Origin of the sequence: Echinicola vietnamensis DSM 17526 (genome assembly GCF_000325705.1) — a bacterium.
GTDB classification, from domain to species: Bacteria; Bacteroidota; Bacteroidia; order Cytophagales; family Cyclobacteriaceae; genus Echinicola; species Echinicola vietnamensis.
In genome coordinates this window covers 879,528-894,945 of record NC_019904.1, presented here as the reverse complement: position 1 = coordinate 894,945, position 15,418 = coordinate 879,528, and the positions used below count along the sequence as shown (strand labels likewise).

Annotated in this window: 9 protein-coding genes; 3 read left to right on the top strand and 6 right to left on the bottom strand. The window is 44.9% G+C overall.

Annotated features, from left to right (window positions below; all coding sequences use genetic code 11):
• The first annotated feature begins 244 nt into the window (after positions 1–244).
• The 3 genes from ECHVI_RS03810 (at position 245) to ECHVI_RS03800 (ending at position 6,227) form a co-directional block, all read left to right on the top strand.
• Positions 245–3,451, top strand: coding sequence for a SusC/RagA family TonB-linked outer membrane protein (locus ECHVI_RS03810; protein WP_015264628.1), 3,207 nt, complete (start codon positions 245–247; stop codon positions 3,449–3,451).
• 11 nt (positions 3,452–3,462) lie between these two features.
• On the top strand, positions 3,463–4,908 hold the full coding sequence (locus ECHVI_RS03805) for a SusD/RagB family nutrient-binding outer membrane lipoprotein (protein WP_015264627.1): 1,446 nt from the start codon (positions 3,463–3,465) through the stop codon (positions 4,906–4,908).
• Between the two features lie 317 nt (positions 4,909–5,225).
• Positions 5,226–6,227 carry an acyl-ACP desaturase gene (locus ECHVI_RS03800; RefSeq protein WP_015264626.1) on the top strand — a complete coding sequence of 334 codons (1,002 nt, stop codon included), beginning with the start codon at positions 5,226–5,228 and terminating at the stop codon, positions 6,225–6,227.
• A gap of 1,087 nt (positions 6,228–7,314) precedes the next feature.
• Here ECHVI_RS03800 and recQ read toward each other — a convergent pair.
• From recQ to ECHVI_RS03770, 6 genes are all read right to left on the bottom strand, one after another.
• Positions 7,315–9,441 carry a DNA helicase RecQ gene (recQ, locus tag ECHVI_RS03795; RefSeq protein ID WP_015264625.1) on the bottom strand — a complete coding sequence of 709 codons (2,127 nt, stop codon included), beginning with the start codon at positions 9,439–9,441 and terminating at the stop codon, positions 7,315–7,317.
• Positions 9,442–9,614: 173 nt separating this feature from the next.
• Positions 9,615–11,132: a hypothetical protein gene (locus ECHVI_RS03790; RefSeq protein WP_015264624.1), complete on the bottom strand. Its 1,518-nt coding sequence runs from the start codon at positions 11,130–11,132 to the stop codon at positions 9,615–9,617.
• 287 nt (positions 11,133–11,419) lie between these two features.
• Complete coding sequence (locus ECHVI_RS03785) at positions 11,420–12,340, bottom strand: rhomboid family protein (protein ID WP_015264623.1); 921 nt, start codon at positions 12,338–12,340, stop codon at positions 11,420–11,422.
• 2 nt (positions 12,341–12,342) lie between these two features.
• Positions 12,343–13,134 carry a rhomboid family intramembrane serine protease gene (locus tag ECHVI_RS03780; protein ID WP_015264622.1) on the bottom strand — a complete coding sequence of 264 codons (792 nt, stop codon included), beginning with the start codon at positions 13,132–13,134 and terminating at the stop codon, positions 12,343–12,345.
• A gap of 3 nt (positions 13,135–13,137) precedes the next feature.
• Complete coding sequence (gene mutL, locus ECHVI_RS03775) at positions 13,138–15,009, bottom strand: DNA mismatch repair endonuclease MutL (protein WP_015264621.1); 1,872 nt, start codon at positions 15,007–15,009, stop codon at positions 13,138–13,140.
• Positions 15,002–15,418 (bottom strand): hypothetical protein, encoded by a 417-nt coding sequence (locus tag ECHVI_RS03770; RefSeq protein WP_015264620.1) that lies wholly within the window; start codon positions 15,416–15,418, stop codon positions 15,002–15,004. The genes mutL and ECHVI_RS03770 overlap by 8 nt, the downstream gene beginning before the upstream one ends.

Sequence of the window (15,418 nt, the reverse complement as noted above, 5' to 3'; positions counted from 1 at the left end):
ATTTATGGTAAATGGCTTTTAATTTTTTCGGAAATCGATTTCCGTGCAATTATCGATTGGTAGAATTAGTGATATGTTCTATTGGAAAAGGACAATTTTTTTTAAATAATTTTTTATTCATTAAATTACTGAAAATCAACCGTTTGGTAATGGGTGCAAAAGCGTTATCAAAATGTTAAAAAATCGTAAAATTTTTTTTTAGCATCGAGATTTCTACTTTGCGCTAAAATCAAATCAACCGCATATGAAGAAAAGTGTACAATTAGCCCTCTTGCTATGTATGTTTTTGCAATATTCTTTTGCACAGACTACATCAGTAACAGGGACGGTTACTTCAGCCGAAAGCGAAGAACCGGTCCCAGGCGTCAGCATTCTAGTGAAAGGCACCTCCCGAGGTGCAGTCACTGATTTGGATGGTAAGTACTCCTTAGAAGTACCTGCAGGTGGAGAAGTATTGATCTTCTCTTTTATTGGGATGACCACTCAGGAAGTGCCCATTAACAACAGGACTGTCATTGATGTCGCAATGGCCTCCGATGCAGAAGAATTATCGGAAGTGGTCGTGACTGCCTTGGGGATTGAGAGAAGTAAAAATGAGCTTCCTTATGCCGCCCAATCGGTAGATGGCGAAAAGCTTAATGAAACCCGTGATCCGAATTTTATCAATCAATTGTCCGGACGTGTGGCAGGGTTGAACATCAAGAGTAGTAATAACCTTGGAGGATCTTCTAACGTGGTTATCCGAGGTTCATCCTCTCTTACAGGGAATAACCAAGCCTTATTTGTTATTGATGGGGTGCCAGTGGATAATTCCATCACCAACACCAATAACCAAGCTACTGGTAGAGGTGGTTATGATTATGGTAATGCAGCGTCGGATATTAATCCCGACGATATCGCCAGTGTCAACGTACTGAAAGGTGCGGCTGCTACTGCTCTTTATGGTTCTAGAGCCAGTAATGGTGTAGTAGTGATCACGACCAAAAAGGGAAGCAAAGGCTTTGGGGTAACCGTTAATGCTGGTGTTACCTTTGGTAAGATCGATAAGAGCACATATGCCAAATATCAGAATGAATATGGTGCAGGATATGGTTCCTCTTTTTATAATGCCGATCTAGAAGGATTTGATCCTAATATTCCATTCTATTATTATGGTGATGATGCTTCTTATGGTGAAGCGTTTGATGGTCGAATGGTGTATGATTGGAAATCTGTAAACCCAGCTTCTGAGTTCTATCAGCAAGCCACTCCTTGGCAAGCGGCCCGAAACACTCCCGTGGAATTTTTCGAAAGCCCGGTGTCCACCAGCACCAGTATTTTGCTAAATGGTGGAACAGATAAAGGATACTATAAATTGGGCTATACCAGAAATGATCAGGAAGGTATTTTGCCAAACAGTAGAATGAAGAAAAACATCGTTAACTTCTCTGGAAGTTACGATATCGTAGAGAAGCTTACAGCGACAGCTTCCATCAATTTCTCCATGAATGAAGGACTTGGTCGGTACGGAACAGGTTACAGCGGTCTTAATGTAAACCAATCATTCCGTCAGTGGTGGCCAGTTAACGTGGACATCAAGGAATTGGAGTCAGAGTATTTTGCAACCAATGGAAACGCTACGTGGAACTGGTCAAATGAAACGGCCCAAGTACCCGCATACACCGATAACCCTTACTGGACACGTTACGAAAATTATCAGAATGATGAGCGTATCCGTACCTTAGGGTATATGGCCCTTAACTATGAGGTGACGGACTGGATGGATGTAATGGGTAGAATATCCCTTGATACCTACAGTGAGATTCAGGAAGAAAGAATTGCAGTGGGTAGCTTGGATCCTTCTAACTACAGCCGATTCAATAGAAATTATAAAGAGTTCAACTACGATTTGTTAATGAACTTCAATAAGCAAATCAATGAAGATTTGGACTTTAAAGGACTTTTGGGTGGAAACATTCGTAAGACACAGATCAATTCTATCGATGCCTCTACAAACGGTGGTCTAGTAGTGCCTGGTTTGTATTCCCTATCCAACTCACTGAACCCAATGTCTCCTCCTACCGAAGTGGAGTCTACATTACAAGTGAACGGTGTATTTGCTGGTGCTACATTTACCTACAGAGACTACCTGATTTTGGACGGTACGGTTCGTAGAGACCAAGCGTCTTCTTTGGCACCAGAGAATAACACTTATTATTACCCATCTGTTTCGGGTGGATTTATCTTCTCTGAATTTTTGAACAACAAAGAAGTATTCACCTTTGGTAAACTCCGTGCCAACTATGCAGAAGTAAGTAACACGGCGGCACCTCAGGTATTGCAGGATATTTATTATAAGCCTACTGCTTTTGATGATGTACCATTATTCTCCATGCCAAGTTCAAAAAACAATCCCGATCTCCTTCCTGAGAGAACGAAGAGTTTTGAGATTGGTGCTGAAATGACTTTCATGGATGCCGCATATGGGTTTGATGTTACCTATTATGATACTAGAACAGTGGACCAAATTATTCCTGTGACCACCTCCACCGCTACTGGATTTAGTTCCAGATATGTGAATGCCGGTGAGCTGCAGAATGCTGGTTGGGAAATCAGTGCCTTCGGTACACCTATCCAAAACCAAGACTTTTCTTGGACCATCAATGTGAACTGGACGAAGAACAAGAGTAAGGTACTGTCACTGAATGGTGATAATCAAAACCTGGAATTGGCCTCCTTGCAAGGCGGAGTAACCTTAAATGCTGCGGTGGGCCAACCATACGGTACCATCAGGGGACGAGATTTTGTATATGATACCGAAACGGGACAACGTATGGTGGATGAGGATGGCCGATATATGGTGACGAATGAGTCCAATAGAGTTATTGGTGACATCAATCCTGATTGGTACGGGGGTATTAACAACTCCTTTACATACAAAAACATCAGCTTGGCCTTCTTAATTGATGTTCAGAAAGGCGGAGATGTCTTCTCTTTGGATAGATGGTACGGTGATGCCACAGGGATCTATCCAGAAACAGCCGGACTGAATGATTTGGGCAATCCAAAAAGAGATCCGGTAACCAATGACGCTTCTTCAGGAGGTATCATCCTGCCAGGTGTAGATGCGAATGGCCAACCGAACACCACTAGATTGGATATTTCAAGTTTCGGCGAGTTGGGCTATGCGCCAGGTACAAACCCTAACAGCATGTATGTCTATGACGCCAGCTATGTGAAGCTTAGAAACCTCTCTATCTCTTATTCTTTCCCAAGAGACCTTGTAGACAGAATCAAAGGAGTTCAAGGTATAGACCTTTCCCTTATCGGAAGGAATCTATGGATTATCCACAAAAACATGAAGTACTCTGATCCAGAGGAAAGCTTGGGTGCTGGTAACAACCAAGGTTATCAAAGTGGTGCATACCCGACAACCAAGACTTACGGATTTAATCTTCGTCTGAAATTCTAAGAAAGAGAGCTATGAAAAAGATAATATATATCCTCCTGGGAGCAATGGTTTTTGCTTCTTGCGATGGGCTAACCGATAAGAATGAAATTACGAAGGACGCAGCAGAAGTGCCGGCTATTACGCTTTTCTCTAATGCGCAGAAAGAAATGGCTGAATTTCATGCTGAGCCACAGATCAACAGGTTGTTGTCCCAACAATGGTCTGAAGTGCAGTACATTGACCAAAGTAGGTATGACTTCTACAATGGTGGTACGCCCGCTTGGTGGTGGAGGTCATTTTACCGAGATGTCCTGATTGATTTGGATGAGTTTACAAAACTCGCACTAGAAGATGATAGCTACCTAAGTGAGGCAGTAAGGACCAATCAAATAGCTGCCGGTGAGGTGCTTAAAGTTTACGCTTGGTACACCTTGGTGACTTCTTTTGGAAATATCCCTTATTCTGAAGCATTGGATTTTGAGAATTCATTCCCAAAATACGATGATCAGACAACGATCTATATGGACCTTTTGGCCAGATTAGATGCTGCCATTGCAGATATGGATGTTGATGCTGGATTTGGAAGTCAAGCTTCTGCTGATTTGATCTATGAAGGGGATATGGATGGATGGTTTGCATTTGCCAATTCCCTGAAGTTTAGAATGGGCATGTTGTTGGCCGACGTGGATCCTGCTACTGCAGAAGCCGCTGTCGCCGAAGCTTCTCCAAATGCATTTGCTTCAGCTGATCTGGATGCGACGTTCCAGTTTTTGGGAACTCCTCCAAATACCGATCCGGTTTGGTCGGATTTGGTGCAAAGTGGTAGAAATGACTATGTCGCTTCCAACACTATGGTCGACTTTATGAATGACCTTAATGATCCTCGAATTGGACTGTACTATACCGAGCACGAAGGTGCCTATGTTGGTGGTGAGTATGGGAACTTTAACGTTTATGCAGACTTCTCCCATATCAATCCAAACCAAACAGAGCCGGACTTTACCCATGTTATCCTTGATTACAGTGAAGTGGAGTTTCTTAGAGCAGAGGCCGTTGAAAGAGGATTTTTGGCAGGAAGTGCAGCAGAACATTACGAAAATGCCATTAGAGCTTCCTTCGAGTATTGGTCTGGTGTAAATGAAATCGTAGGTGGAGCGCCGATTGCTGATGCAGCCATTGACGCTTACTTGGCCCAGCCATCCGTAGCATATGCTACTGCAGAGGGCGGTTACCGGCAAAAAATAGGGCTTCAAAAGTACATTGCCCTCTACAATAGAGGTTATGATGCCTGGACCGAGTGGAGACGTCTTGATTACCCTATTCTAAATGTCCCTTATGATATGGACTATGAGGACATTCCTCTCAGGTACCTTTATCCAATTTCCGAGCAAAATGTGAATACAGCTAATTATAATGAAGCTGTATCCGCCATGGGAAGTGATGACGTATCTGTGAGCCTTTTCTGGGACGTAAATTAATACCTTTATATAAATTTAGAAGTTGATAAATGCTACCTGCTCTTGCGGGTAGCATTTTTTCTTTTTACGTATTTATTACCGATATTTGGCGATGAATTTTTGCTTTGAGGCGGGAGCCTTCAGAATTTTTTTACTTTTTTATGTGGCTTGTCTTTAAATACCTAACTTGTGGTGTTTTAGAAAACATGTTGGTCAATCTCTACGTTTTCTATAATACCACGCTTACATAAAGAAGGCCTGAGGTGGTGAAAATAATGAATATGCGTAGAGGATTGCAGGCCCTACTCTTTAAAACGCCCAAATAGAATATATTTAGTATGAAAGGTACGGAAACCATTAATTATGAATTGGAGAAGAATCTCGAAGTAACCAACCAGTTGGATAAAATGGTGGGTGAAACGGTGGATTCGGTGTTGGTAAATCCAGATGAATGCTGGCAGCCTACAGATTTTCTGCCTGATATGAGCGAGCCCGACGCCTTTGACGAGGTGCGAAAGCTCCAAGAAAGGGCTGCTGAAATTCCCGATACGGTGATTACTAGCTTGATTGGGAACATGATTACCGAAGAAGCATTGCCCAGTTATCAGACCTATTTTAACCTCCTGGAAGGAATCAACCCAGAAGGAAGCTTGCTTTCTGATCGGGGATGGGTGAGGTGGTCAAAAGCATGGACCGCAGAAGAAAACAGGCATGGAGACTTACTGAACAAGTACTTGTACCTATCCGGGAGAGCTGATATGAAGGCGGTCGAACAGACCATTCACCGCTTGATCTATAATGGATTTGACCCGAAATCAGAAAAAGATCCTTATCAAGCGATTATTTATACATCCTTTCAGGAAAGGGCCACCAAAGTAAGTCATGTAAACACGGGCAAGCTCGCCGATAAGGCCGGAGATATCTCATTATCCAGAATTTGTAAGACCATTGCTGGGGATGAGGCTCGTCATGAAAAGGCTTATAAATCCTTCATGTCCCGTATTTTCGAGATCGACCCTAATGGGGCTGTCTTGGCATTTGAGAAGATGATGCGGAAGCAAATCGTGATGCCAGCGGTCTTGATGGGCAAAGGAGGCAATAACCCTACACTTTTTGATCAGTTTTCTGCCATCACCCAGAAAATCGGCGTATATACCGGTTGGGATTATGCACGCATTATCGATCATTTGGTGAAGTTATGGAGAATTGAACATCTGACAGGTTTGGAAGGAAGGGCCGCTAAAGCCCAGGAATACCTTTCTGGATTGGCTGATCGCTACATGCGTCTTGCCGACAGGTTGAAAACACCAGATGAAATTAGCCTTGCTTGGTTAAAGTAATTCTAAATACAGTGTTTGATAAAATAAAGAAAGCCGGTATTTGCCGGTTTTTTTATGTCCGAATGTGGGATCACCTGATGCTTTCATGAAGTCCTGAATCAAGCAGAAAAGATGGGGTAGCCTATTTCGATGGGTAAATATATTCTTCGCCACCTTTGGTGGCTATTTGGCCACGAATGAACGCTGAAAAACGCAGATAGGATGCTTAAGGCGTTGCAAATCCGTGGTATGGTGTAAGATGTAACCTCGAAAGTTAGCCCCACAGGGGCGGCACATTCATAACCATGGGTGGAGCCCATGGTAAATAAACCCAACCAACGTTTTCCGTTTTAGCGGCATTGACCGTCCTAGTACCTACAACTTCCCGCTAAAACCCATTCGTGCGGATGGAGGAAAAGCGTCGTTTTAGCGGTGTGAAATTTTCTTTCATAAGAACATGTCGAAAATCATCTCCCAGAAATATTGCTTGATCTTAAGTTCTAGTCGATGAGAGAAGATAAGGGATGGCAAAAAAAATAAGAGGCCGCAAAAAATTAGAATTAAAATGGCCTCTTGATATTTCGTTATTCACTTAAAACAAAGTGGAAAAAGTTGCTTAATCACCCTACTCCAAAGGTAGTCCATAAAGATTTCCCAAAAAATACCCAGTTTGGGGTATTTTTTGGTTTTTATACTTTTCATGTATTGAATTCAGGCGTTGGTAAGAAATGATGTTGTGGTGATGTAAGTGGTTGTATAGTATTGTTTTATGGTGGTATGAGGTGCTTTTCGGTGAATAAAATGGATTATTATATGTCTTTTGCCCTTTTATCTTGCGGGGGGTAAAGCATAAAAAAATTGGGTGTTAATTTTTTTTCAGGAACCTATAAAGGCATCAAGGGTAAAAATTTAAAAAAAATCTTTGGCATGTGTTGGTTACCGAATAGGGGCAAGTGGAACAATTGCGGCTAAAACGGTCTGATGCTATCCAAGGCGCTCAGGACCATAACCTTTCCCAAGGTATCATCCTCGTTAAAGGGATCCTTGGAGAGGAAAAACTGCATGGAACGTTCTACAGGTGAGTCTTTTCCGGTGTGCTAGAGCGCGTCTATTGTTCTTCAGCAATGGCCACTTTTATCTGAAAATAAGAATAGCGCTCTCCAAAATGCTCCTTGATGGGTTTCAGAAAGCTTCCCTCCTGCCGCCTGTAGAACAAACGGATATTCAGCAGGTCGTCTTTTGATAAAAAAGTTTCGGCCTCCAGTTTTTTCAGCTTCACCAATTTGGCAATATGTCCTTCAATGGTCGTAAGGCTCATTTCCCGAGCTTTGGCGATTTCAAAAACGTTCAGCCCGTCTCGTTGGTATTGGAGCGTGACCAATTCTGTTTTGGAAAGCCCTGTGCTGGCTGATTTGGAGGGTTTTCTGGCCGAAAGTTTCTTTTTGGGTTTTAGAAGGTGTTCTGCTGCATAGGATTTGATGACCGGCAGAAAATGGTCTTCATAGTTTTCCGCTTTTCGCTGGCCGACCCCGGATATCTGCAAGAAACTGTCATGGTCATGGGGTAAGTATTGGGCCATTTCCACCAACGTATTGTCTGAAAATATGACGTAGGGGGGGACATTTTCCTTTTGGGCAAGCCCGAAGCGAATACGCTTAAGCTCTTCAAAGAGGCCTTCTTCATATGCAACGGTAGTCGGCTGGTGGTCAAAGCCACCTTCTCCCATCTGGAGAAGGAATTTTTTCTTTCCCTTAAGCTTTTCCCAGGCAATGGTGGTGAGCTTGAGGGTGGGGAATTGCGTTCCTGCTTCCGCAAGGTAACCTTCCTGCTGGAGGTGTTGGCCCAGTTTTTTCCAGAAGTCTTCGGACTTTTCCTTGCCAATGCCATAGACGGTCAGGGCCTTGTGTTCTTCTTGTACCTTGGCCGATTTGGAGCCGCGAAGGACGAGCACACAATACCCCAGTCCGTAATTTTCTTTGAGCCGGACGATGGTGGAAAGCAACATTTGTGCAGGAACCGTCATGTCCTGCTTGTTGTCTTTGCTCAGGCATCGATCGCAATTGCCACAGTCCTTTTGCTCCTCTTCATCAAAATACCCCAGAAGATAGCGTCTGCGGCAGGTGTTGGATTGACAAAACTGCTTCATCTTTTCCAACTTGGCCAGCATGACTTCCGAATAGTCCGGGTTGTCCGGAGTGTCGATCATCCGTTGGAGGGTCATGACGTCTGCATAGCTATAGAAGAGCAGCGCATCACTGGGCAGGCCATCCCTGCCGGCACGCCCCGTTTCCTGGTAATAGCCTTCGATATTTTGGGGCATGTTCATGTGGACAACGAAGCGCACGTTGGACTTGTCGATCCCCATGCCAAAGGCAATGGTGGCCACCATGATCTTCACTTTATCCTTGATGAATTTTTCTTGGTGGCTTGCCCGGGTTTGTCGGTCGAGGCCTGCGTGATAGGGCAAGGCAGAAAGCCCAGCTGCTTGGAGGCGTCCAGCCATATCCTCTACATTTTTACGGGACAGGCAATAAATGATGCCCGAATTTTTTTGGTGATACTCCAAAAAATCGAGGAGTTTCTCAAAAGAATTTCTCTTGGGCACAATGCGGTAGGTAATGTTTGGCCGGTCAAAACTCGAAATAAACCATTTGGGTTTTCTCAGTCCCAGTTTGTCCGCGATATCCGCACGGGTTTGCTTGTCTGCTGTGGCGGTAAGGGCTACAAATGGTACATCAGGGAGTTCCTGTCTCAGGCGGCCGATCATCAGGTAATCTGGCCTGAAATCATGTCCCCATTGGGAGACACAGTGGGCCTCATCTATGGCCACCAGGGAAAGCCGGGAGGTCTTCAGGGTTTCTGTCAATGGAAAAGCACCTCCAAAGAGTCTTTCAGGAGCCACATAGAGCAACTTCAGCTTGCCGGACCGGATTTCTTCGGAGACAAAGCGTTGTTCACTTGCACTCTGGGAAGAATTCAGGTAAGCAGCAGGGATCCCCATACCGTTAAGTGCATCCACTTGGTCCTTCATCAAGGCGATCAACGGGGAGATAACAAGGGTCAGGCCATCATTCACCATGGCGGGAATTTGATAACATACCGACTTGCCTCCGCCGGTGGGCATGAGCACAATGGTGTCCTGTTGTTTTAGAATGCTTTGGATGATGGCTTCCTGCTGGCCGCGAAAACTATCATATCCATAAAAATTCTTAAGTACTTCCTTTGGGGTAATCATTTGCTCCGGTCATCATTCAACAAACCTTAAAGTTAATCAACTTTTTAGGGGAAATAAATTTTCAAAAAGCCATTCTCCTGTACACGGGACTAAATGGTCGCATTTTTTACTTATTGAGAAACTCATGATGTGTGGGGCAAGGGTTTCGATACCTACATCCCAATACTTTCTTGCTAACGATGCAGAATTTTAATGTGTTCTGTACGGTCGTTCCAATTGATTTCCAAGATCAACAGTCCCTTGGGCGCTTTAGCCAATAGCGTATGTAGTGGAATGATCTCATCATGTGGAATGCTTACTGGACCGATATTAGCGGAAGTAGCTGGAGCATAGACGCGAACATTGACTTGGCTGTCTGTGCTGAAGAAATTTTTTGGACTTCGTAAGAAAAGCTGCTCAGCGCTAGGGTTTGGGAAGGCGGTCCACTGATTTGGTGTCCTAAGTGGTAAGTCCACTGTGATGACTTTGGTGTATGAAAATGACTCATCAAAATCAACCTGCTTGATACGGTAATATAATTTATCGGATAGCAGGCGGTCTAGCTTGTCACGATAATGATAGGTCGAAGGTTGGTCTGTCCATCCTGTTGCACGAAGTTGCCCCACTTTTTGGAAGTCCTCATTGGAATCATGCGTCCGTTCGATTTCAAAATGACTGCTTTCCCATTCTTTGGCGGTGGCCCAATCGAGTTTCACATAACCAGTGGAGGGATCAAACTCAGCTGAGAATTCCAGCCAGACGACGGGCACGATACCACATTCCCCTTCAAAAAACTGGCCTTCATGATCGGTGCTTGTAGCGATACCATCAGGGAAGGTGTAGCACGTATAGATGGTCGCATCATCAGCCGTGATGAGTGCACCACTGCCATTGGTATCCATATTCCCTCCTACTTCCACGATGCTGGTGCCGTCGGCGTCCCCGTCCGTATCGTAGTAATCACCTATAAACGTCATGCTTGAATTACCATTCATATCCAATGTGCCTTCCGGCTCTGAAGCGATGACTGTACTGTTTTCGGCCACTTCAAACTCCAGATGTGAATTGCCGCGCACAATGATAGAAGTCGTGTAAAAAGCACCTTCTACAGCTATCAAGGCAAAGAAATCATCTTCATTACTCGGGTTGTGAATATCCAAAACGCCCTCGATATCCACACCGGCATTTTCATCGATGGCTATCGTGCCTGCCCCATCAATCTCTACATCACCAATATGCGCATAATTGGTGATGGGATCGGATGGTAGCCGATCCGGGTCTCCAGAGATGGAGAAAGTGGCTTGGTCACTTACGGTTAGGGTGCTTACAATATTGATGGATGATGACGGTTCTTCGATAAATACATTCAAGGGATGGCCATCGTTTATCGTGAGGTTGTTGCCAAAAGTAAGGGTTGCTCCATTATTGATGTAAATATCCGTACTTCCTGAAATGGTCAGGGAAGTGATGCGGGTGAGATCATCGTTAATGATGATTTCCGTATGACAGCTGCCAGCGCCAGGAGGATAGGCGTTGATGACGGTACAGGTAGGGTCTGGATTGGTTACGTCCCAGCAGTCCCCATCTATCCACTGTCCGTTACAGCCCGGATTATTCGGGACATAAGTGTCTTGCTGCCCAAAGGCCACATGCTGCGGGGAAAAAACCACAAAAAGCACAATCGATAGTAAATAGTGACGCTTATATTTCATTATAATCTAAAAAAGGTACTTTTGATTATAATGTAGCTATTAAAATGCTGTTTGTAAAGCGTATTATGTTTTATTAATTTTCGCGTGCGTCTGGATGGTCCATTGTTACTGGGCGGTGAGTCATGTACGCCTTGATGTGGGTGGCTAAGCCCCTTCTCATGGGTGATATCACTGGGCTTGCTCAGGTTCTAACGGATAAATCCGCCCTTCCGGGCAAGCCGAGGATCCCAAGATTCCACTCCGTACTCAATACCGACTACCTGATACTAGCTACTGACTACTTAATACTACTTATTGCTGTATTCAAAAAGCTTCCTTTTTTCCTCTTTGCTCAGGCTGTCGTAACCTTTGTCGGCGATTTTATCCAAGATCTTATCGATTTCTTCTTGGGTGGTGCCCTCTTTTTTGGAGGTTTTGGTGTCCGTTTCACGAAGGGGCTCGCTCTTGTAAGGAGGATTTTTCTTCCGGTAGGTCACTTTTACATTTGGCCTTCCGGCAAAGACATTTTCGAAGAACCTTCCGACCGCTTGAACAGGGGTGCCCAAATCGGTTCCTTTGCGGAGCATGGTGATGTATAAATATCCTATTGCGGCACCGCCCAGGTGGGCCAGTTCTCCGCCGGCATTGGCACCGGTGCTGTTAGCAAAGGCAATGACCACGTAAAATATAGCGATGTATTTGATCTTGACAGGTCCCAATAAGAGCAAGTGGAATGTGGTGTCAGGTGTCAGGGTAGCGGCTCCCACGACGATGGCATACACCCCGGCACTGGCGCCCAGCATCAGCGCGGCATCTCGTTGTTCTATAAAGTAAGGCGCTACATTGTACATGATGACATAGAGCACTGCCCCGGCGAGTCCTCCCAGGATGTAGAGATTGGCCAGTTTCCTGCTTCCCAGGTATTCTTGTACCAACAATCCAAACCAATATAGAAACAGCATGTTGAACAGGATATGGAAAATCCCTTCATGCATAAACATGTATGTAAAGATGGACCACGGCTGGGTGATGATCCTGCTCACTTCTGCAGGCATCATAAAATAACTCAAAAGCTGCTGATAAAGGGCTCCTTCACCACTGATGGTAAGAAACACCCTAAGCACCAAAAAAACCAAAAAGACTAGCAGGTTGATGGCCAATAATTTGTAAAGGCTATTGTCTTTATGATTGAAAGCGTTTTTTAAATAATACCAGAATCCTCCGTACATGATCAGTAAAAGCTAGTTCTATCCTTTTTCCAGAAAGTTACCAAAATCGCGCCGATAATTAAACCACTAAAATGCGCAAAGTGTGCCACGTTATCCGTGGGGTTGTTGACAATAATATTATATACAGTGTAGAGACCATAGAAAAGCACCAGGTACTTGGCCTTGATGGGCATGGGCGGGAAAAGCAAAAACAATTGGGTGTTCGGAAACAGCATGCCAAAGGCCACCAATACCCCGAATAATGCGCCAGAAGCACCTACCATGGGAATATTGGATTTTTGGTCCCGAATGTTGTTCATAATCGATTTGGCGTTTTGAACATAGGTCTCGTTGCTTGGGTCACGGCTAAATTTGTCAATGAAGTCATAGACGCTATTGTTAAACATATAGCTGTTGTCAGAAACAAATTGATTGAACACCTCAGGATCCGGGTTGTTGTAAAAGGTCTCCACCTTTTGGTTCAGCTGGTTCATTTGGAACGCCGTATAGCCCGAATAGAGCACACCGGCTCCCACCCCGCAGACCATCCATAGGGTAAGCAGTTTTTTGGGCCCTAAAAATTGTTCCAGCAAAGGGCCAAAGATAAATAGCCCGAACATATTGCTGATCAGGTGCCAAAGTCCAGCATGCATAAACATGTACGTCAAAAACTGAAATGGCATGAAATATTTGCTCTCAATATAGTAAAGGGCAAATAACCCATCCAGCTGTGGCAAAAGGAAGCTGGCCACTACATAAAGGCCCACATTGATCAGCAATAGGTTTTTGACGACGGGGGTTAGGGATCTAAACATATATTATTTTTCAAAAAAGCTGCGTATTTTACTTAAATCAAGTTTTACAAAGGTTTTGTTCCCCGAAAGCCCATAATTTGGGTTTTGGCAGGCAAATAACTGCCCGACCAAGGTTTCCATTTCCTGGCTTTTGAGCTTGGTGCCTTTTTTGATCGATGATTTCTTTGCCAAAGACCGCGCCAAGTTTTCCTTGTTGTCAAGGGATAATTCTGATTTGAAATGCTTAAACTGTTCCAGCAGGCCTTCAAACAAGGCTTTTTCATTGTTGATCTGCACATCGGCAGGGACACCCTTGATCAATAACGTGTTTTTGCCGAATTCCTCCAACACAAAGCCGAGACTGTTCAGCTCTTCATGGAGGTCCATGGCCAGGGTATAATCTGCTAGGCTCAGGCTCAGGCTTTGGGGGAATAAGCATTGCTGCGAGGCGCCTCCGGTATTTTTAAGCTGCTTGATATAGCGCTCGTAAAGGATGCGTTCATGACTGGCCTGCTGATCGATCAGCAAGAGCCCCGTGCCGAGCTGGGCGACGATATAGTTTAATTCCACCTGAAAAGTCGTGCCGGCAGTGCGGTCTTCAGACTGGAAGGCCTGTGCCATTGGCGTAGGAGCAGGGATGTGCTCTTCATCTTCGTTGGCACGACTGGAAAATGTCAGCAAGGCTGACGATTCCTCTTCGCTTTCCCGCATGGCCGTTTCCCGCACATTGATGCCTTTTTCTCCTTCAAACAACCGCTCCCATCCAGCAGTATCCTGCTTTTTGATGGTGGGGCTGTTGTATGTTTTATAGCTGTTTTCCCGGCTGACCTCATCCTTCTTGATCTCGTCGTGCTTCCAGGTTTCGGTAAAATTCACATCCAAGCTAAAATCCAACGTGGGGACGACATTGTGGGCTCCAAGGGCCTGCTTTACGCCCGCCCTGACCACCGAGTAGATGGTACGTTCATCATCGAATTTGATTTCCGTTTTGGTAGGATGCACATTGATGTCGATATGTGAGGGATCCAGCTCCAAGAACAGTACATAAAAAGGATGCTGATCAGGAGACATAAGTCCTTCGAAGGCATTGGAAACCGCATGGTTCAGGTAATTGCTTTTGATATAGCGGTTGTTCACAAAGAAATATTGTTCGCCACGGGATTTTTTGGCGTTTTCCGGTTTGCCCACATAGCCCTTGATGGACACATGAGGAGTTTCTTCTTCACAGGATACCAGTTGGCTCTGATAGTTTTTTCCAAATATTCCCACGATCCGTTGGCTGAGCTTTCCGGGACTGAGCTTAAAAAGCTCCATGTCATTATGGATCAAGCTGAAACTTACCGCCGGATTGGCCAAGGCTACCCGCTGAAATTCCTCTACGATATGCTTCATTTCTACAGGGTTGGACTTGAGGAAATTCCTGCGTGCAGGCACATTGAAAAAGAGGTTTTTTACCGCAATGGATGTCCCTTCAGGGCACACGACCGGTTCCTGCTTCTTGACTTCTGAGCCTTCGATACAGATCAGCGTACCCAGTTCTTCCCCTTTTGCCCTGGTCTTGAGCTCTACTTGGGCCACGGCCGCAATGGATGCCATGGCCTCACCCCGGAAGCCAAAAGTCCGAATGGCAAAGAGGTCCTCAGAACTCCTGATCTTGGAAGTGGCATGCCGCTCAAAACACATTCTGGCATCCGTAATGCTCATGCCCTTGCCATTGTCAATGACCTGAATGAGCATTTTGCCTGCCTCTTTGACCAATACTTGAATATCTGTGGCACCTGCATCAACGGCATTTTCCAAAAGTTCCTTTAATGCTGATGAGGGCCTTTGAACTACTTCTCCGGCGGCAATCTGATTGGCGATAGCATCCGGGAGCAGTTGGATAATATCACTCATTTGTTTTGCCTTTCAATCTTATAAGGAACAGCACGACCGCTATTCCGATGCCAATATACAGAAGTGTGTATAATGCCTCTATTCCCCAATACAAATAACCGGTAATGGTTCCTACCAAGACCAACAGGATAATCATCCTGAGCATCCCGGCACTTGAAAAGAGGGCTGAAGGTTTGTTGCGAATGGGGCTTCCCTGCGTAAATGCCCCCCGAATGGAAGACCCTTCGGCGCTTCGATAGGCATCTTCAATAGCTTGGTCTTTTCCATTAGAAAGTAAGCCCTCTGCTTCCAACTCCCGCTTGATCCTTGCCGTACGTTGTTCGATCTCCTCCTTCACAGGATCATAGTGCCTTGGCTTGATGTCAAAGCGCATTGGGCTGGCAGTTCTAAATATTGATGGAAATTTCAT

Coding starts and splice junctions, on each gene's coding strand:
- ECHVI_RS03810 (WP_015264628.1), top strand. CDS start 245: ATGAAGAAAAGTGTACAATTAGCCCTCTTGCTATGTATGTTTTTGCAA.
- ECHVI_RS03805 (WP_015264627.1), top strand. CDS start 3,463: ATGAAAAAGATAATATATATCCTCCTGGGAGCAATGGTTTTTGCTTCT.
- ECHVI_RS03800 (WP_015264626.1), top strand. CDS start 5,226: ATGAAAGGTACGGAAACCATTAATTATGAATTGGAGAAGAATCTCGAA.
- recQ (WP_015264625.1), bottom strand. CDS start 9,441: ATGATTACCCCAAAGGAAGTACTTAAGAATTTTTATGGATATGATAGT.
- ECHVI_RS03790 (WP_015264624.1), bottom strand. CDS start 11,132: ATGAAATATAAGCGTCACTATTTACTATCGATTGTGCTTTTTGTGGTT.
- ECHVI_RS03785 (WP_015264623.1), bottom strand. CDS start 12,340: ATGTACGGAGGATTCTGGTATTATTTAAAAAACGCTTTCAATCATAAA.
- ECHVI_RS03780 (WP_015264622.1), bottom strand. CDS start 13,134: ATGTTTAGATCCCTAACCCCCGTCGTCAAAAACCTATTGCTGATCAAT.
- mutL (WP_015264621.1), bottom strand. CDS start 15,009: ATGAGTGATATTATCCAACTGCTCCCGGATGCTATCGCCAATCAGATT.
- ECHVI_RS03770 (WP_015264620.1), bottom strand. CDS start 15,418: ATGAAATTTCCATCAATATTTAGAACTGCCAGCCCAATGCGCTTTGAC.